General features: G+C 46.0%; 16 protein-coding genes. 9 read left to right on the forward strand and 7 right to left on the reverse strand.

Annotated features, from left to right (window positions below; genetic code table 11):
* Positions 1-66: 66 nt before the first annotated feature.
* Both ACYVD4_RS14455 and hisB read right to left on the reverse strand, forming a co-directional pair.
* Positions 67-633 carry a 1-acyl-sn-glycerol-3-phosphate acyltransferase gene (locus ACYVD4_RS14455; protein ID WP_460946791.1) on the reverse strand — a complete coding sequence of 189 codons (567 nt, stop codon included), beginning with the start codon at positions 631-633 and terminating at the stop codon, positions 67-69.
* 345 nt (positions 634-978) lie between these two features.
* Positions 979-2,127: a bifunctional histidinol-phosphatase/imidazoleglycerol-phosphate dehydratase HisB gene (gene hisB / locus ACYVD4_RS14460; RefSeq protein WP_460946793.1), complete on the reverse strand. Its 1,149-nt coding sequence runs from the start codon at positions 2,125-2,127 to the stop codon at positions 979-981.
* 277 nt (positions 2,128-2,404) lie between these two features.
* Between hisB and ACYVD4_RS14465 the strand changes: the two genes are divergently transcribed.
* Positions 2,405-3,400, forward strand: coding sequence for an NYN domain-containing protein (locus ACYVD4_RS14465; protein WP_460946795.1), 996 nt, complete (start codon positions 2,405-2,407; stop codon positions 3,398-3,400).
* Positions 3,397-4,707, forward strand: a complete 1,311-nt coding sequence (gene pabB / locus ACYVD4_RS14470; RefSeq protein ID WP_460946797.1) for an aminodeoxychorismate synthase component I — start codon at positions 3,397-3,399, stop codon at positions 4,705-4,707. The genes ACYVD4_RS14465 and pabB overlap by 4 nt, the downstream gene beginning before the upstream one ends.
* An 82-nt stretch (positions 4,708-4,789) precedes the next feature.
* Here pabB and hemN read toward each other — a convergent pair whose 3' ends face one another.
* A complete protein-coding gene (hemN, locus tag ACYVD4_RS14475) occupies positions 4,790-6,148 on the reverse strand; it encodes an oxygen-independent coproporphyrinogen III oxidase (protein ID WP_460946799.1) in 1,359 nt (452 codons plus the stop codon).
* 144 nt (positions 6,149-6,292) lie between these two features.
* Positions 6,293-7,042, reverse strand: a complete 750-nt coding sequence (locus tag ACYVD4_RS14480) for an acyl-CoA desaturase (protein WP_460946801.1) — start codon at positions 7,040-7,042, stop codon at positions 6,293-6,295.
* Between the two features lie 340 nt (positions 7,043-7,382).
* Here ACYVD4_RS14480 and ACYVD4_RS14485 point away from each other — a divergent pair, with 340 nt between their 5' ends.
* Together ACYVD4_RS14485 and ACYVD4_RS14490 are read left to right on the forward strand one after the other, a co-directional pair.
* Complete coding sequence (locus ACYVD4_RS14485) at positions 7,383-10,235, forward strand: outer membrane beta-barrel protein (protein WP_460946803.1); 2,853 nt, start codon at positions 7,383-7,385, stop codon at positions 10,233-10,235.
* 50 nt (positions 10,236-10,285) lie between these two features.
* Positions 10,286-11,029 carry a GLPGLI family protein gene (locus ACYVD4_RS14490; protein ID WP_460946805.1) on the forward strand — a complete coding sequence of 248 codons (744 nt, stop codon included), beginning with the start codon at positions 10,286-10,288 and terminating at the stop codon, positions 11,027-11,029.
* A gap of 68 nt (positions 11,030-11,097) precedes the next feature.
* Here ACYVD4_RS14490 and ACYVD4_RS14495 read toward each other — a convergent pair whose 3' ends face one another.
* Entirely contained in the window at positions 11,098-11,484 is a 387-nt protein-coding gene (locus ACYVD4_RS14495; RefSeq protein WP_460946807.1) for a DUF779 domain-containing protein, read from the reverse strand.
* Between the two features lie 85 nt (positions 11,485-11,569).
* Entirely contained in the window at positions 11,570-13,096 is a 1,527-nt protein-coding gene (locus tag ACYVD4_RS14500; protein ID WP_460946809.1) for an aldehyde dehydrogenase family protein, read from the reverse strand.
* 345 nt (positions 13,097-13,441) lie between these two features.
* On the opposite strand from ACYVD4_RS14500, the gene ACYVD4_RS14505 reads away from it, so the two are divergent.
* From ACYVD4_RS14505 to ACYVD4_RS14520, 4 genes are all read left to right on the forward strand, one after another.
* Positions 13,442-14,374, forward strand: a complete 933-nt coding sequence (locus ACYVD4_RS14505; RefSeq protein WP_460946811.1) for an AraC family transcriptional regulator — start codon at positions 13,442-13,444, stop codon at positions 14,372-14,374.
* Between the two features lie 115 nt (positions 14,375-14,489).
* On the forward strand, positions 14,490-14,816 hold the full coding sequence (locus ACYVD4_RS14510) for a hypothetical protein (RefSeq protein WP_460946813.1): 327 nt from the start codon (positions 14,490-14,492) through the stop codon (positions 14,814-14,816).
* 363 nt (positions 14,817-15,179) lie between these two features.
* On the forward strand, positions 15,180-16,085 hold the full coding sequence (locus tag ACYVD4_RS14515) for a helix-turn-helix domain-containing protein (RefSeq protein WP_460946815.1): 906 nt from the start codon (positions 15,180-15,182) through the stop codon (positions 16,083-16,085).
* 147 nt (positions 16,086-16,232) lie between these two features.
* The gene (locus ACYVD4_RS14520; protein ID WP_460946817.1) at positions 16,233-16,997 is read left to right on the forward strand and encodes an SDR family NAD(P)-dependent oxidoreductase; all 765 of its coding nucleotides are present in this window, start codon (positions 16,233-16,235) and stop codon (positions 16,995-16,997) included.
* A 66-nt stretch (positions 16,998-17,063) separates the two neighbouring features.
* Here the strand turns inward: ACYVD4_RS14520 and ygiD are convergent, their stop codons facing one another.
* Positions 17,064-17,897: a 4,5-DOPA-extradiol-dioxygenase gene (ygiD, locus tag ACYVD4_RS14525; RefSeq protein WP_460946819.1), complete on the reverse strand. Its 834-nt coding sequence runs from the start codon at positions 17,895-17,897 to the stop codon at positions 17,064-17,066.
* 269 nt (positions 17,898-18,166) lie between these two features.
* Between ygiD and ACYVD4_RS14530 the strand changes: the two genes are divergently transcribed.
* Positions 18,167-19,621 carry a Gfo/Idh/MocA family protein gene (locus ACYVD4_RS14530; protein ID WP_460946821.1) on the forward strand — a complete coding sequence of 485 codons (1,455 nt, stop codon included), beginning with the start codon at positions 18,167-18,169 and terminating at the stop codon, positions 19,619-19,621.
* The last annotated feature ends 225 nt before the right edge of the window (positions 19,622-19,846 follow it).

The following is a 19,846-nucleotide window of genomic DNA, read 5'->3' on the forward strand; positions in this document are numbered from 1 at the left end:
TCTACGTATCGTTAAACGTATTGACAGAGCTTTTACAAAGCTCTGCAATAACGTAACAGACATTTTTTAGTCAATAACGCCGGTTTCTTCCCAACGCTTTAACCAATCTTTCTTTTCGCCATGTATCTGCGAGAAGAATTCATAGATGAAGGTCATATCACGCTGATAATCACCTGTTACGTAGAATGGATTACTAAAGATGACAACTTTACGGGGCCAATCGAAGCCGGTTAGAATAAGTGGTACATTGGCTTTTAGCGCAATGTAATAAAACCCGGTTTTGAGTTTGGTAACGTTACTACGTGTACCCTCGGGCGCGATGCAGATGTGGAGACGTTCATTCTGGTTAAACATCGTAACAATTGTGTCGACCAGATTGTGCGACTTATCACGATATACGGGTCTCCCGCCCGTAGCCCGAAAAAACCAACCTGAATACCAATTGAATAACGAACTTTTAGCGAGGTATTGAATCCAGATTCTGGTAGTGGCCCGTGACCCTAAACCAATCAGAAAATCCCAGTTGGTTGTATGCGGAGCTACTACCCAAATTGCTTTAGGAATCTGATGAATAGAGTTCACAGATCGCCATCCAGCAATATGAAATAACCAGCGGAGAATGGCGCTGAGCATATACGTTGGTAGTTAACAGGTAGTGTTTAGGAACGAATAACAAAGATACGATTCCCTAAGCACTACCTGTTGCATTAGTACTTCCGGTCGTTGCGCTCCAGCCAACGGCCCGTAACAAACGAAGCTGCCAGCAGAACAACATAGAACAGAATGGTTAACGGAGTCGATAAATCCATGTTAATATTCAGTTGAATTCAGATGCAAAAGTAAACAGAAAAAGTTCACAGTCGTCAGGAATTAGTCAATTGTCGTTAGTTTATAATTGGCTCCAATAAGCTCTGGCTATCACGATTCCGACAGTCAGAGCTTGTTGGGGTCAACTATAAACCAATAACGAATGCTTTCTTACAATACACCTTTTGTGCTTGGGAGATTGTCGAGTTCTTTAATGTCGCGCCGAACCGCCATTTTGATCGATTTGGCAAAGGCTTTAAAAATCGCTTCGATTTTATGATGCTCGTTATCACCTTCGACCTTGATATTCAGATTGCATTGTGCTGTATCTGAAAACGATTTGAAGAAGTGATAAAACATTTCGGTAGGCATATCACCGATTTTCTCCCGCCGGAATTCAGCATCCCAAACCAGCCACGGACGACCCGAAAAATCAATACCAACCTGCGCCAGTGCTTCGTCCATCGGCAATAAAAATCCATACCGACTAATACCCTTCTTATCGCCAAGTGCACGCCGATAGGCTTCGCCAAGTGCCAGTGCCGTATCTTCAATGGTATGATGTTCGTCGATATGCAGATCGCCATTTACCCGAATCGATAGATCAGCACCCGAATGTTTTGCCACCTGATCGAGCATGTGATCGAAGAATCCTAATCCTGTATGAATGTCGGCCCGCCCCTGTCCATCGAGGTTCAGTTCTACACGAATCTGCGTCTCTTTGGTGTTACGTTCAACCGTAGCTGTTCGAGCGGGAAGTCGCAGAAATTCGTAAATCTTGTTCCAGTCGTCGGTTTTAAACGCAATGGCGCTACGTAGATCGTCGGTCAGGCCACCGATATCGGCGGTTTGCACGGTATCGAGGCCATTGGGCGGCAAAAATAGAATGGCTTTAGCTCCCAGATTTATAGCCAACTGAACATCGGTCAGGCGGTCGCCGATAACATAGCTGTTTTTCAGGTCATAATCCCCATTCATGTATTCGGTCAACATCCCAATTCCGGGCTTACGCGTTGACGAATTATCGCGTGGAAAATGTCGGTCGATATGCACACCGGGAAAGTGTATATTTTCGCCAGCGAACGTAGCCATCATCTTATTGTGCGCGGGCCAGAACGTATCTTCCGGAAACGAATCGGTACCCAACCCATCCTGATTGGTCACCATCACGAGTCTAAAATCGGTTTCTTCGGCAATTTTTCGCAGCGCCGACAATACGTTCGGAATATAGTCGAGTTTAGCTAGTGAGTCGACCTGCTGGTCGGGTTGAGGTTCAACGATAAGCGTACCGTCGCGGTCTATAAACAGGATTTTTTGCATAATCGGCAGTTATGAGCCGACAAAGATACTATTCCGCTGTGTTTCCCACGAAAATGTATTATGTTTGCATAACACCTATCCATCGTAATACGTCTCTATACCAACCATATTCTACCTTTCTCTTTAGGTTTGTAGTAATTTTTCATACCGTAGTAACTAAAACTTGTACATTTTTTATCCCTAAAAATAGTTCAGCCTCTAGCACCTAATCCATATCCATAGTAAAGGAAAATCGTAAACACATTAGTATTACACTTTCATACAGTTAAGGTAAAACATGCCAGCAGAATCAAGACTAACCCGCATTGGGGTTTTCTATGACGGTAATTATTTTCTACACGTAAGTAATTATTACAACTACTCCCACGAACGTCGCAGCCGTATTAGCATCTCAGGATTACACGCATTTATCAGACGCCAGGTAGCTGAGGAAGAAGGCGTTAATGAGCGATTGTGCCAGATTGTTGATGCTCACTATTTTCGGGGTCGGCTAAATGCACACGAGGCCAATCAACGCGGAAACCAACTTTTCTACGACCGTCTTTTCGATGATATCCTCATGTCGGAAGGGGTAGTTACGCACTATCTTCCCGTCAAAACGTATCAGGGATTCCGGCAGGAAAAAGGCATAGATGTTTGGCTGGCGCTGGAAGCCTTCGAACTGGCTCAATATAAAAAGTTCGACGTAGTGGTGCTCATCACATCCGATGGCGATTACGTTCCGCTTATTCGCAAGCTCAATACGCTGGGGTCGCGGATCATGGTGCTAAGTTGGGATTTTGAATTTCTGAATGAACAGGGCGAAAAGCAGGTAACACGTACCTCACAGGATTTGCTGGAAGAAGTGTCGTATCCGGTGGGTATGCACGGCGTTATTGACGACCGTAGCCGACGTAACGATCTCATTATTCAGAATTTGTTTGTAAAACCACAGTCGACCCGTCCTACTTTTTCACATACCGCTAACGGAAGCAATTACAGCAGTGGCAACAATTATGTGAACGACGAATACAATTATCCTTCAGATGAGCCGAATTATAATGTTGCCGATATTGAAGGAGCAGAAGGTCGTAAAGTAAGCACAATACGTAGCCTAAAAACGGGATATGGCTTTGTGAATTTCCCACCCAACAACCTGTTTTTTCATTACACAAGCCTCATTGATACGGACTTTAACGAATTGCAGGTTGATGATCCCGTCGAATTTTCGATTGGCCAGAACTCCGAAGGAAAAGATATTGCCGTAGATGTGCGGTTACTGCACGGCCAATGATACGTAGCGTCTGTGTACCCCTCCCCGATTCACTACGCTGGCGCTGGCAAGCTGTAGAATGGGCACTGGCGCAGCAGACGCATGAAACCGGCTTTGTAGCTTTTCTGAATAACAATACTATTTCTTATCCAAATAACCCGTTTCCTAACCGACTTTATGTAGGTGCGAAACGGGTTGTTTCGTTTTCTGGCCCCGATGCGTTTCAGGAATTATATAACGCCCACGCAGAACGGCCATCATTTTTGGTAGGTTTTTTAGGCTACGATTTAAAAAATCAGCTCGAACACCTAACCAGCCGCAACCCGAACCGACTCGAATTTCCTGACATTTATTTTGCTGAACCAGAATGGATTATTGATTTCGAAGATGATGCGGTAATTATTCAGGGCGACGGTGACGTAGCAGAACTTTTGAGCCAAATCAACAAGTACGTATTACCAACTGAATCAGTTGCTCCTGCTCCTTGCTACGTTCAGAAACGTGTGAACCAGGAAACGTATTTAAGCAACGTACGGCGCATTCAGCAGTATATCTATTCGGGCGATGTGTATGAGTTGAACTACTGCATTGAGTTTTTTGCCGAGAATGTCAGTTCATTTGAACCCTTTGCTACGTATCGCGCGCTTAATGAACGTTCGCCGATGCCATTTTCGAGTTTCCTGAAAATTGGCGATCACTACGTTATGGGTGCTTCGCCGGAACGTTTTCTAAAAAAAGACGGCCAAACAATCTTATCGCAACCTATAAAGGGCACCATCCGCCGGGGGCAAACGCCCGACGAAGATGCTACGTTACGTTCGCAGCTTCTTAACTCCGAAAAAGAACGGGCTGAGAATCTGATGATTGTCGATCTGGTACGTAACGATCTGGCACGTAGTGCTCAGACCGGCTCCGTTCACGTCGATGAATTGTTTGGCATTTACGGTTTTAGGCAGGTCTACCAGATGATTTCAACCATTTCTGCTACGTTACGTCCTAACATAACGTGGGCCGAGGCCATACGCAACGCTTTCCCGATGGGCAGCATGACGGGCGCACCAAAGATACGTAGCATGCAATTGATTGATGAACTGGAAGTTAGTCGACGTGGTGTTTATTCGGGTGCTATCGGATTTATAACCCCAACCGGCGATTTCGACTTTAACGTTGTTATTCGAACACTGCTTTACAATGCTCAAAATCAATACCTTTCCTTCTCGGTTGGCAGTGCTATTACGTATGATTCAGACCCAGTTCAGGAATGGGAAGAGTGCTTGCTAAAAGCGAAAGCCATTCGAGAGGTATTGGAACGTAACAATTCTGAATAATAAGCAATTGGTACGTTCCAAACTAAACTACCCCACCCTAAATCCCACCCCCGTAGGGATTTAGGGTGGGGTTAGAATGCAATCAGATCGTCTGCGAAAACAAACGGGTTTGTGGTTGCGCAAAATTGAGCCGCTCATCGAAAGCCATGCAGATATTTCGCAGAAACGGTCGTCCTTCAGGCCGAACTTCCAGCCCTTCACTATCATAGTCGAGTAAACCATCGAGCCAGAACGTTTCCAGACGTGCGCTTAATTGCTCCCACTCTCGCTTCGACCAGCTACCCAGATGCCAGCTTGTTTTTCCCTGACAGATAATGTTTAAAATCTGACGCCGTAAGAACAAATCCTGATCATCGAGCACATGTCCACGTAGTAACGGAAGTTTGCCTGACAAAGCATGTTTTACATACGTATCGACATCTTTTTCATTTTGTGCAAATGCCGTCCAGACATCGCTGATCGATGATGCGCCCAAGCCGATTAACACCTTCGTTTGAGTGGTAGTATAGCCCATAAAATTGCGGTGCAAGGTTCCGGCTAACAAGGTTTTACAAAGCGAATCGTGCGGAAGGGCAAAATGGTCCATTCCTATTTCAACGTACCCTGCCTGTTCCAGCAAATCACGTCCGGTTTCGTAGAGAATCCGCTTCTGTTCGCCCGATGGTAAGTCTTCATCCCGAAATCCGCGTTGCCCGTTTCCTTTCAGCCACGGTACATGTGCATAGGAATAAAAGGCAATCCGGTCCGGACGTAGCGTTAGAGTTTGGTAAATTGTGTCGATGATAGAGTCCGGCGTTTGGAAAGGCAATCCGAACACCAGATCATGACTTATGGATATATACCCAATTTCACGCGCCAGATTGGTTACCTCTTTTACATTCTCAAGAGGTTGTATACGATGAATGGCCCGTTGCACCACCGGATCATAATCCTGCACGCCAAAACTTACCCGTCGAAAACCAAAATCGTATAACGTTTGCAGGTGCTCGCGAGTAGTATTGTTGGGGTGACCTTCCCAACTATAATCTGGCGATTCGCCATGTATTGCCCGACTAAAAATACCTGACAGTAGCCGTTGAAGTTGTTCTGGCGCGAAAAAACTGGGTGTTCCTCCTCCCAGATGCAACTCAGCAATACGAGGTTTTTCAGGAAGCAAATCCACATACGTACTCCACTCGGTCAGAAGCGCATCAATGTATTGTACTTCAACGCCGTGGTTTCGGGTAATCCGTTTATTACAGCCGCAAAACGTACACAGGCTTTCGCAATACGGTAAATGGATGTACAAACTTATACCATCTGTGGCATTACTGACCGAAAAAGCCCGACGCAAGTTATGCACCCAGGCTTTCTCGCTGAACGTAGCATTGTCCCAAAAAGGAACAGTTGGGTAGCTGGTATATCGCGGACCCGGAACGTTATATTTTTGAATGAGCTGCATACTAAAATCAGGCAACGTAGCGCAGCAAAACAGGTCGCTTTGCTACGTTGATCTATTAATTGATAGCGTAAAAGTGAGCAAACAATAACTCCCAAAACATAAGCTACGTCAATCAACTACCTGATGATTATCAGTGCATTTCATTTACATATACACTTCGTCGCGCCCACGCCGTAACTTAATTATATGCAACGAATCAAGTACTTTCAATAACGGATAAGCCGGGTCGAACTCGTGCCAGCGGAAACCACCGAAGTTGGCCCGGCCACCAAATTTGTGGTGGTTATTATGATAGGATTCGCCCATCATCAGGAAATCGAACGGTAACAGATTTTTGGCCGTATCGTTTACTTGAAAATTGATGTAGCCATACCGATGCGCGTACCAGTTAATGATAGCGCCATGAACCGGCCCCATCAGAAAATGGACGGGCAAAAGAAGAAATAACCAGGGCGATGCCGCAAACTGAATGTAAAACAGCGTATAGATCGTGCCCCAAGCCAGTCGCACTGGCCAACGATCACCAAAACGCTCCATCCATTCCCAGTTGGGCACCCCCTTTTTGAACTTTGCCGGAATACTATCCCGGTTGTTCAGGATGTCGTTGTAGTACGTCCTCGTTTTCCACATCATATCGAACAGGTTCTTGGAAAACTCCGGAGAGTGCGGGTCCTGATCCGTATCGGCGTGGGCGTGGTGCAATCGGTGCATAATTCCATAGGCACGTGGGCTTAAAAACGACGAACCTTGTGCAATGAACGTAATAACATAGAAAAATTTTTCCCAGCCTTTGCTCATGGTAAACATTTGATGAGCTGCGTAGCGATGAAGAAAGAGCGTTTGCATGAGCACTGACAGATACCAGTGCGCCAGAAAGAAAGCGAGGATAATCATAGAGGAATTTTTCGCAAAATTGGACAACCCAGTTTTGCGACTTCCTGATGCATGTTAACCCACCACCTGATGTTTGTCAACCAGTGATACACTACTGGAAAACCTTCTGTTGTGAATTGCCAGAAAAATATTGGTTGATCTGTGTGGAATTTTCAGAAATTTCTTCTCTTATAGTATGATCTATGCAACATCTATCAACAAAATTCACTCATTATGAGTGGAGTTAGCCGTTTACGAAATTAACTACTATAAATTTAGTTAAAAATCGTTAACGAGATAAATAGTTTGCATTGCTCGAATACATTTGTGTTCATATTCTATTCCCTTACAATCGCCTTTTATGAAAAACCTTTCCCTGCTGGCCGTACTGTGTCTGCTTACGGCTGCGCTCTATGCTCAAAGTCCGGCCACACCAACTCGTTTCACCATTCAGGGAAAGGCTGTTGATACGTCGGCAGCGCCACTGCCTTCCTCAACGGTAATGCTACTGAATCCAAAAGATTCATCATTAGTTAACTTCGGTCGTGCCAGCGAAACTGGCGCGTTTACGTTTAAAAACATCAAATCTGGCTCCTATCTGCTTAAAATTTCCTTTGTAGGTTATATTCCGTATAACCTGCTTATCAAGACAGCAACCGACGCTACTATAGAGTTGGGAGCGCTGAAACTGAAGCCGATTACCAAAGAATTGTTTGAAGTGGTCGTAAAAACGGCCCGTGCTCCGCTCACCATCAAAGGCGATACGATTGAATATAATGCGGCATCATTTAAAGTGCCACCCGGCTCAACGGTCGAGGATTTACTACGTAAGTTGCCGGGCGTGCAGGTCGATCAGGACGGTAATATCCGGGCACAGGGCGAAGAGGTGAAAAAAGTGACCGTTGACGGCAAAAACTTCTTTGGCAACGACCCTAAGCTTGCTACCAAAAACCTACAGGCTGAAGCCATTACCAAAGTTCAGGTTTTTAATGACAAAAGCGAACAGTCTAAACTCACGGGTGTTGAGGATGGCAAAAAAGAGAAAACGGTTAACCTCGAACTAAAAGAAGAATTCAAAAAAGGGGGATTTGGGAAAGTAACCGCCGGCGTTGGGCCTGCTTCCAACGATTTACCCGCTCGTGCCGAAATCAAAGGCAATTACAACAAATTTGACTCGAAACAACAATTCTCGCTCATTGGGCTAGGCAATAACACCAATCAGCAGGGCATCTCCTGGAATGATTATCAGGACTTTAGAGGTAGCAATTCGTTCAACTGGAACGATAATGCTGACTTTGGTTTTAGCGGAGGTGGTCGCTTTTCTTTTGGCGACGATGAAGAAAATCTGGGTATTCCTGTAACGGGTGGTAGTGGTCGCGGTTTTTCGAACAACGCGGCTGGTGGTGCCAATTACAATTACGACACCAAGAAAACGAAACTGAGCAGCAGCTACTATTACAACCAGACCCGGCTCGAACTCGACGCGCTTCGCAACCGGAAAAACTTTCTGGAATCGGGCTCATTCCGCACGCAGGAAAATAGCAACCAGATCAATTTCAACGGAAATCACCGGGTAAGCATTCGGTTCGAAAAACAGCTCGACTCACTCAACAAAATAGTTTTCCTGAATAATAGCCGACTCAACAATGGTAATGGAAATCTCGGCACCACACAGGATCTTTACCGAATTGCGGGTTTAACCGAGACACTTTCGACACGTAACGCAACGACGAACTTAAGCGACACGAGACAGTTTGGATCGGCTAACTCACTCATATATAGCCACAAATTCAAGAAAAAAGGGCGTTCATTTGCAGCCAGTGCTACGTATCAGATTAACACCAACGATGGCGATCTGGCGCTTCGGGCACGTAACGATTTCTTTCAGGCCACCAACATCAACGATCAGCTACGTATCATTCGTCAGGATCAGAATACCAACAGCCTACGGAACGAATACCGGTCCAGCTTGCAGTATATTGAACCATTTGCCAAAAAATTCTTCTGGGAAACCTTCTATAACTTCAGCCTTCGCTACGATGAGGTTGACCGGAATGTGCTCAATGTGGGCGACGTAACCAATGTTCGGAACGATTCACTGAGCCGTTATTACAAAAACAATTACCTGTTTAATCGACTCGGAAGCAGCATTCGCTATACATTTAAAGGGCTTAATATATCGGCGGGTGTAGCTGGGCAGAATTTTACCTTGAACGGTCAATTTGCTCCCGACCAGACTTCGCCTGTTTTCAATAAGATTAATCGAATATTTACTACATTAATACCAAGTGCTTCGCTGAGCTACAGCATGAAAAACAACCGGCATCTTTCGACCAACTACAGTGTTGATGTGCGGGTTCCTTCATCGCGCGATTTACAGCCAATCGTCAACAATAGTAACCCACTGTTTATCAGCGAAGGTAACCCTGATTTACTGCCACAGCTTGGGCATAATATGAACGCTTATTTTGGCTTTTTCAATCCGGCTAACTTCTCTAACTTTTTCGTGAATGTATACGGTACGTACTACGTCAACCAGATTGTGTACAGCCAGTTTGTCGATTCGCAAACGTTCATTACCCGTACCAAACCTGAAAACCTGTCGGGAGGTAAAAATCTGGGGTCTTATCTAAGTTTTGGATTCCCATTAAAGAAAACCAAAGCTACGCTGAACCTGAATACGCAGTTGAATTTCGGCGAAAATCCAACCAACATCAACGGTATACGGAATGAGACATACAATCAAAACTATACTGTTGGCGCCCGTCTGGAACTGACACCAACAGACTGGCTTACGTTCTATGGAAACGCCAACATTGGCCGGACCAACACGCGATATTCGATCAATTCGGGGCAGAATCAGGCCATTGTGAACAATACGTTCAACGGCGACCTGACGCTTAAATTACCGGGAGGTTTTTATACCAATTCGACACTGAATTACCGGATTTACAAAAACGACCGATTTGGTTTCGACCAGCGTATTCCGATCTGGAACGCATCGATTTACCGAGTTATGGGCAAAGCAAAAAAGGCCGAAATACGTTTGTCGGGCGTCGATATGCTGAATCGCAACCTGAACGTATCGCAGTATGCCGGACAGAACTACGTGCAGGAAGAACGCATACAAACACTAGCTCGCTATTTTATGCTTAGCTTCACGTATAATATGCGTGGTGTTCAGGCCAAAATGCGCCGTGATGGTGGCTTTTAACGCATTTACGTTCCAGAAATCGAACAGTCAAAATCTGAAGCAAAAAACAAATGAAACCTTACCTGCTTGGCTTTTTTCTCTTGTTGAGTGCAGCTACATGGGCGCAGAAAACGGAGGGTGTTGTTACGTACGAACGAAAAACGTACTGGTCTAAAATCATTGCTCGAATGACGTTCCTGAGTCAGGAACAAAAAGATCGGGCGGCTCAAACGTGGAAAAACGACGATGAGTCGAAAGAAAAAATGAAGCTGGCTTTTACCGAAAACGAAAGCCTTTATGCCTATGGTGGTCAAGGCGAAACAGAAGATGGTCGGTACTCGTGGCGAAATGCGGATTTGTTCTTATACCGCAACTTCGAAAAAGATAAAAAAACGGACATCATCGAAATGCTGGGTAAGACCTACGTAGTAGACGATTCGCTGCACACGCCAACCTGGAAAATCGGCAACCAGATCAAAGACGTAGCAGGGTACATTTGCATGAAAGCGGAAACTGAAGATCCGATCAAAAAGCAGAAAATTACAGCCTGGTTTGCTCAGGATATTCCAGTTCCGGCCGGCCCAGAACGCTACAGTGGCCTGCCCGGTGTAATTCTGGAACTGAGCCTGAACGACGGTGACGTAGTGATTGAAGCCACGAAAGTAGAGTTGCGAAAAGTGACTCCCGACGAGCTGAAGCTGCCCAAAGCAAAAGGCAAAAAAATTAACGATGCCACTTACGACAGCATGATTAAGGATCATATTGCCGAAAGCATGAAAGCCTACCGAAACCCTTATTGGGCCGTTCGGTATTAGCCAACGTTCTAGTGATATAAGGAGAAAGGTCGGGTTGATGCCCGACCTTTCTTTTTTAACGTAGTATTTTAATCATTACCGATACGTATCGGCGTTAGGTGTTCCAATTCGTTTTCGTCGAACAAACGTGAACGTATCAGAAAGCGTACTCCCATTGGGATTTCGAGCGAGAAACTGGCACCACGACCGGGCGTTACGTCGATAGTCAGGTGCGTGTGTTTCCAGTACTCAAACTGATCTGACGACATCCAGAAATCACAGCCATCGATCTGCCCCAGCCACACATCCGATGCGCCAATAATAAAATCGCCCTGCGCATAACACATGGGCGATGATCCATCGCAACAACCACCACTCTGATGAAACATCAGCGGGCCATGCTGTGCTCGTAGTTTGTCGATTACGTCTTTTGCGGCAGGTGTTACGTCGACACGGGAAACGGTTTGCGTAGTCATATGGAAAGGGCCAATAGGTAAAAGCAAATAAGGGAGGAAAGCAACTAAGTAGTCACTCCCTCCCCTCACCTTCACTGTCTAATTGTTAAAAGAATCCTAATTTGCTTTTACTGTATGAAATCAGCAGGTTTTTCGTCTGCCGATAATGGTTCAGCATCATATGGTGGTTTTCGCGGCCAAAGCCCGACTTCTTGTAGCCACCAAACGGCGCGTGAGCCGGATAATTATGGTAGCAGTTTACCCAAACGCGACCCGCCTGAATCTGACGCGGAATCTGATACAGCTCATGCGCATCGCGTGTCCAGACTCCTGCCCCAAGTCCATACAACGTATCGTTGGCCATAGCAATGGCTTCATCCTGCGTTTTGAACGTAGCAACCGACACGACTGGCCCAAAAATTTCTTCCTGAAAAATCCGCATCTTGTTGTTGCCTTTGAAGATGGTCGGCTCAATGTAGTAGCCCGAATCAAGGCCATTGCCAACCAAACCGGCTGGTCCACCGCCTGTTAATACTTCAGCACCTTCCTGTTTACCGATGTCGATGTAAGACAGAATTTTCTCGTATTGGTCATTGCTGGCCTGTGCACCCATCATCGTGTCGGGGTCGAGCGGATGGCCCATTTTTATGGCTTTGGTACGTTCGATAACCCGCTCGATAAAGCGATCATACGCTTTTTCATGAATCAGCAGACGCGACGGACACGTACAAATTTCGCCCTGATTCAAGGCAAACATCACCGCTCCTTCCACGCACTTATCGAAAAACTCATCGTCGGCTTCGGCAATCGACTCCATGAACACGTTTGGCGATTTTCCTCCTAATTCCATCGTAACCGGAATCAGGTTTTCTGAAGCATATTGCATAATCAATCGGCCGGTGGTGGTTTCACCCGTAAAGGCAACTTTCGCAATCCGCTTCGATTGAGCCAGTGGTTTACCTGCTTCTGGCCCAAATCCGTTTACGATATTGACAATACCCGGCGGAATCAATCCTTCCAGAATTTCCATCAACACCAGAATCGACGTTGGCGTTTGCTCGGCGGGTTTCATCACCACGCAACAACCAGCAGCCAGTGCCGGAGCCAGTTTCCAGGTGGCCATTAGCAGCGGAAAATTCCACGGAATAATCTGACCAACAACACCAATCGGCTCTTTAATAATCATCGAAACGGTATCGGGGTCGAGTTCGGCAATAGAACCTTCTTCGGCCCGAATCACACCAGCAAAATAGCGGAAGTGATCAACAACAAGTGGCAAGTCGGCGGCCATTGTTTCGCGAACAGCTTTTCCGTTTTCAACGGTTTCGACCCGCGCCAGAAACTCTAGATTTTGTTCAATTCGGTCGGCAATTCGAATCAGCATATTGCTACGTTCGGTAGCGGTTGTGCGCGACCAGCTCGGAAATGCTTTGTGAGCCGCATCGATAGCCAGCTCGATATCGGCGGCTTTCGAACGAGGTACTCGGGCAATCAGACTATCATCAACTGGCGACGTATTGTTAAAGTATTCGCCATCGACCGGTGCTACCCATTTTCCACCAATGTAGTTTTCGTACTGGGTTTTAAACTGCGGACGTGGCAGTATCTTACTAGGCGCTTCTAAGACTTCCATGAGTAGTACAGAAAATTTAAAATTGGATTTGTCACAAAGTTTGATGGAATTAGTCAATGAATGATTGAGCAATCGTATCATTCCCTTGAACGATTCTATCAAAATTGAACGTATCACTCATTGAGCCGGGTAACATTCGACAGACTATTTGTTTTAAACTATACGTAGCATCGCCAATAGCGCGGGTTTACGATTTTTTAACCTTAGCCGGGTACGTAGTACAACCGTTACGTCGTTGTCTTTCTAGGGCAAAATATCATTATACCAATTTTTATTTGCCAATAAATACGTACATTTAGCTACCTAAGCAGTTATTTATCAGGCAATTCCTAGCCATTCATACGCATGAAAAGTGGACAAACTCCTTCTTTCAATGTTTCCCGTCATTTACAAACCCGACGACTGGAGCAGGAAGTAGAAAATCGTACAGCCTATACTATCGACACTGCCGAGCTGAACATTTATGAGACGCAGCACGTCGCCGAAAAAGTAGAGCTTACGTTTGGGAATCCGGTACTGGCCAGCATGATACGTGGCAAGAAAGTGATGCACTTGCCCGATGCGCCTTCATTCGATTTTCTACCCGGCGAATCAGTGATTGTTCCGAGCGATGAAACCATGCGGATTGATTTTCCAGAAGCGCAATCGCAGAATCCGACCCAGTGTCTGGCTCTCGCTTTTGCACCCGATAAGGTGCGTCAGGTAACCGACCTGCTCAACGATCAGGCTCCGCTGGTCGATACGCCCGAAGGCTGGCAATTTGGTCAGCAAAATTTCTTTCTGACAAATGACGGCCCTATTCATCACCTCATATCCCGACTGATTTATATTTTCACGGAAAACAATAAGGCCAAAGACGTTTTTGCCAATCTGGTATTGCAGGAGCTAGTTGTCCGTCTCATGCAAACGCAGGCACGCACGTTGTTGCTCAGCCCGGCTACCTCGCTGGCCAATGTGAATCGACTGGCGCACGTAGCGCAATACATTAATAAATACCTGCACCGGAGTTTGCAAATCAGAGAGCTGGCCGAAGAAGCCTGTATGAGCGAACCTAATTTTTACCGGACGTTCAAGCAAACGTTTGGTCTGACACCCGTCGATTACATTAATCAGCAACGTATTACGCAAGCTTCTAAACTGCTACGTACCACCAACCAGTGTCTGGCCGACATTAGCCTCAAATGTGGTTTCAACAACCTAACCTATTTTATGAAGTTGTTTCGCCGGGAGATGGGTCAGTCACCCGCGCAGTATCGGAAACAGTTGATTGCTTCTTAAGCTTTTGCCTTCTATTCTCTTTATTGGATAAAGATCAGTTCGAGAACTGACTTCGGTCATGTACGTAGCGATGAGCGTAGTGTTGTTTTGTAACATCATTTAAACGCTTACAATCATGGCAACGCTCGCTCAATCAACCGCCACATATACAACTGAAAGCAACTGGCTCACTCGTTATAAAAACTACGTAGAAAAGGCCGAGTTCAATCGGTATGGCTGGGCCGCAACCGCCGTAGCCATTCAGGGTTGCATTTTGTCACCAGCTTTATTGCTGATAATGGCCGAGTTCGGCGGTGGAGATTGGCAGTTTCTGACCAGCATGCTTTGTTTTCTGCTCGTACTGGTTCCTGTTTTGTCTGCTCTGCCAGTCAAATATATTTTCCCAACATTCACGATTAGTCTCATCATTCATATACTCATGATTGCAATAGACTTAGTGTAGGTTAAGACCACATAAATAGGTCTGATAGAAGAATAGCTTGCCCTTGGCAGGCTATTTCTTTTTATATACGTAACCAACGGCTAAGTGCAGCCTATGACGTATATTTGGATGGCAGTTCTACCGGTACGCTGGCCGATGGGCTGTATCAAAATGGCGTGTATTCGGGGGTAACCAAAACACCAGTTTCACGATTTCCAGCGTCGCCACGAAAGTCGGCAATTCCCGGTAATACCCTGTGATTGATTAATCGGTAAAAAGCACCATTGGAGAGTGGTGCTTTTTTGTTGGATATATCTTAACCTTCGATACGTAGCGCACTAACAAACAATTATGTACATTTGATTTTCGCAAATTCAACGCGCCATGGCTATTACATCGCTGGAAGAGTTTTACAAAGAAACAGCGGCCCTGATTCCCGAAGGAATCAATAAGGAAATTGGCCACTTCAACGTGTTCAGTATACAGGAAACGGTAGCGAACCTCAGGAAGAAAAACGCGATGCCGTATAACCGGCGGGCGTACTATAAGATCAGCCTGATCATTGGCCGCAATAAGGCCGAATACGCCGACAAGGTTATCGACATTGAGAAAAGCGCACTGCTGTTTGCTACGCCCCGCATTCCATATCACTACGTTCCGATAGACGAAAACCAGTCGGGAAACTTTTGCATTTTCACGCCCGATTTTCTGATTCAGAATAAAAGTGGCGTAGTGTTGGACGATTTACCGATTTTCAAACCGGGTGGCTTCCCGATTTTTCAGCTTACCGACGAAGAAGTTGAGGAACTCCAGTACATCTTCCGAAAAATGCATAAAGAGCTGTCATCCAGCTACTTATACAAGTATGATTTACTACGTAACTACGTTCTCGAACTGATTCATTACGGCCAGAAATTGCAGCCAGCCACGGCTTTATACCCAACACATACCGCTTCGGCACGAGTTTCTTCGTTGTTTATTGAGCTACTAGAACGCCAGTTCCCGATTGAATCACCTCAACAAAAACTGAATCTTCGCACGGCTAAAGATTTTGCCGATCAGCTTTCCGTACACGTTAATCACCTGAACAAGGTTCTGAAAGAAAATACCGGCAAAACCACCACCGATCTCATCAGCCACCGTATTGTACAGGAAGCTAAAATCCTGCTAAAACAAACCGACTGGAACATCTCTGAAATTGCCTACAGTCTGGGATTTGAAGAGGTGGCTCACTTCTCTAATTTTTTCAAGAAACAGACGATGCTGGCTCCGGTCGCTTTTCGGTCGTAAGCTTAGATTTGATTTTTGCAAACTTCGGATTGATATGTGCAAACGGCTACGCTGCTGTTAGGTCTACCTTTGTTCCGTCAATTTAATCAATGACGGCAGCAGACGTAGCATTACGTAGCTGCAGTAACGAATCAACAATCCGATACAATGACAAGCAATCGTAAAATCGCGTTACTCACTGGCGGAAGCCGTGGTTTAGGCAAAAACATGGCCATTCGTCTGGCCCAAAAAGGCATCGACGTAGTATTAACCTATAACAGCCAACAGGAAGAAGCTCAATCTGTTGTGGCCGAAATCGAGCAGATTGGCCAGAAAGCAGCAGCCATTCAACTCAACACAGGTGACATAAAAAGTTTTGACCTATTTTTCGGTCAATTAAAGACTGTGCTGAATGATACGTTCCACACAGACCGTTTTGATTTTCTGATCAACAATGCCGGAATCGGTATCAACAGCCCATTTTCCGAAACCAGTGAAGAAGACTTTGATCTGCTGATGAATGTCCATTTCAAAGGCGTCTTCTTTCTCACTCAGAAAGCCTTACCGCTTCTAAACGAAGGCGGACGTATCATCAACTTATCGACAGGATTGGCTCGCTTCACCGCCCCCGGTTATTCGGCCTATGCATCTATGAAAGGGGCTATCGAAGTATTGACCCGGTATATGGCCAAAGAACTTGGCACTCGTGGTATTGCCGTCAACACCGTAGCGCCGGGCGCTATTGAAACGGACTTTGGCGGTGGCGTTGTCCGCGATAATCCAAACTATAATAAAGCTGTAGCCGATTTAACGGCTCTAGGTCGTGTGGGCTTACCCGACGACATCGGTGGCGTAGTAGCATTCCTGTGTACGGAAGATGCCCGTTGGGTAAATGCACAACGGCTTGAAGTTTCCGGCGGACAAGGGATTTAAAGCTAGGATAGGGCAAAGGGGGAAGGGCGTGGGGTGAATAAAACCCCACGCCCTTCCCCCTTTGCCCTATCCTAGCTTCACCGAAGTCATCGTCAGCGAACCGGCCACGGCGCGGTCGTTGAAAAAAGAAACCGAATCGTTAGTGCCTTTCAGTCCGAGTATATAGAGCAACGGCAGATAATGTTCGGGGGTTGGAATGGCGAGTGCGGCATCACGACCCAAGAGATTGTAATTGATCAGCGGTTTCGTATCGCCATCACTGATCAGTTGTTTAAAGCGTCCATTCAATTCATGCGCCCAATCGTAGCCAAAATTGGGTTCATTCATTTTATCCCAGGCCACCATCCGCAGATTATGCACCATATTGCCACTTCCCATAATCAAAACCCCTTTCCGACGTAGCGTATACAATTCTTTCGCCAGATCGTAGTGATATTGCGGCCCTTTTGTAAAGTCGATGCTTAATTGCAGGACCGGAATTTTCGCATCCGGGTACATGTGCCGCACAACCGTCCAGGTGCCGTGATCCAATCCCCAATCATGGGCAAGTTCTACATGAGCTGACTTGATTAATGAAGCTGTTTCTTTGGCCAACGTAGGATTACCCGGCGCCGGATACTGCACATCAAACAAGGCTTTTGGAAAGCCCCCAAAATCGTGAATCGTTTCCGGAAAGTCCATCGCAGTAATTTTCGTTCCGCGTGTAAACCAGTGCGCCGACACGACAAGCACAGCCGTTGGCGTCGGAATTTCCTTCGCCATATTCGTCCAGCGACGGCTAAACTCATTGTCCTCAATCCCATTCATGGGAGAGCCATGACCAACAAACAGAATCGGCATCAACGTACCGTTCTCGTTCAGGTCATCCGTATATTTCTTAAAAGCAGATAACGTATTCATGGTAAGTATTCCTACCGAAAACGTTTTTAGAAACTCCTTCCGTTCCATTACCAATTGGTTCCTGAAGCGTTGTCAGCCTTGTACTATTTTCGCTATCCAGATAACTACGTAGTACCGATAATCGTGCCGGCAAATCTGGAAGAAAAGTAGTCTCGTTTCAATCGTGAGCAGCTTAGGTAAATACCAACAAGTATTCGCTTTTACAGATAGGGTTTGCAGGATTTTTTCTCTGAACCTATTTCAGCTCATTTCTTAAACACGTTTGTGGTATGCCATCGAATAGACGTACGTTCATAAAAAGCCTGTCAGCAGCAGCAGCATTGGTTGCTACGCAGGGAATTGCCCGGCCACTAGTACACGCTCCTGCCTATATTCCGAACCTGAAAAAGATTAGTCCGAACGATAAGATACGTATCGCCACCATCGGAATGGGAATTCAGGGAAATTTCGATACGCGGGCTGCACTACGTAATCCTGATGTAGAACTGGTTGCTGTTGCCGATCTATACAACGGTCGACTGGAGCACGCCAAATCAGAATACGGAAAAGATAAAAACCTGTTTACCACCCGCGATCACCGGGAAATCCTTACCCGTTCGGATGTTGATGCCGTACTTGTTGTGACGCCCGACCACTGGCACGACCACATTACCATTGCCGCCCTTAAAGCCGGTAAGCACGTTTACTGCGAAAAGCCAATGGTACAGCATCTCAACGAAGGGAAAGCAGTTATCGATGCCTGGAAAAAGTCGGGAAAAACGATGCAGGTAGGTAGTCAACGTATCAGCAGCGCGGCCTTTCAGGAAGCTAGGCGGCTGGTTCAGGCGGGCGAAATTGGTGCGATCAATTACATCGAATCCAACAGCGACCGGTTCAACGCTATCGGGGCATGGCAATATTCGATTCCACCCGATGCCTCAACCCAAACCCTCGACTGGGATCGTTTCCTCGGCGATGCGCCCAAACGTCCGTTCGACGCAACGCGATTTTTCCGCTGGCGGAATTATAAAGATTATGGCACAGGCGTAGCGGGTGATTTGTTCATTCACCTCATTACGGGTGTTCACTACGTAACGAATACGTTGGGGCCAACCCGTATTTTCTCGTCAGGCAATCTGGCTTACTGGAAAGATGGACGTGATGTGCCCGATGTGATGTCGTGCATCATGGATTATCCGAAAACCGACCAGCACGAAGCCTTCCAGATGGTGCTACGTGTCAACTTTGCCAACGCCGGTAAAATCAGCAACGTAACGCGCATTATTGGCAACGAAGGCCAAATTGAGTTTTCGGAGAATAACCTGATCATGACTAAAAAGAGACTTCCGATTGCACCCGGCTATGGGGGCTACGACAGTTTCTTTACATTTACCGAGCCTGTGCAACAGGAGTTTACGAAACAGTACGACGCTAAATATCCACCCGATACCCGTAAAGCCGAGCCAGTTCTGGAAACAAAATTTGATGCTCCAAAAGAAGACGACGCCCATGCCAAACACTTTGCCGACTTCTTTGATAACGTTCGCAAAGGCAGTCAGGGTACTATCGAAGATCCTGTTTTTGGTTTCCGGGCTGCAGCACCCGTACTAGCTTGTAACGAAAGTTATTTCGACCAGAAAGTTGTGTATTGGGACCCTGTTACGATGACACAGAAAACGCCCGGAGCTACAAAATCTCCTAAAAAGAAGCCAGCAAGCTCGGCAAAAGCAGTAGCTAAAAAATAAATGAATTAGTAAACCTTAGCTTATAAAACACAAAAAGCCCGGCTCAATGCCGGGCAATTCCTTTTTCATGACGTTGAGTATGTTTGTTCCTTAGGAACAGATAAAGATATATGTAGAAGCTACCAATGTAGCGAACACCTGAATCCAAAGGCCTAAGCCTGCTATCTATATATCTGAAATTGTGCCAAAATAGCAAACATAGACACAAATATCTAATAATCAGTC

This window comes from Spirosoma daeguense, assembly GCF_054776875.1.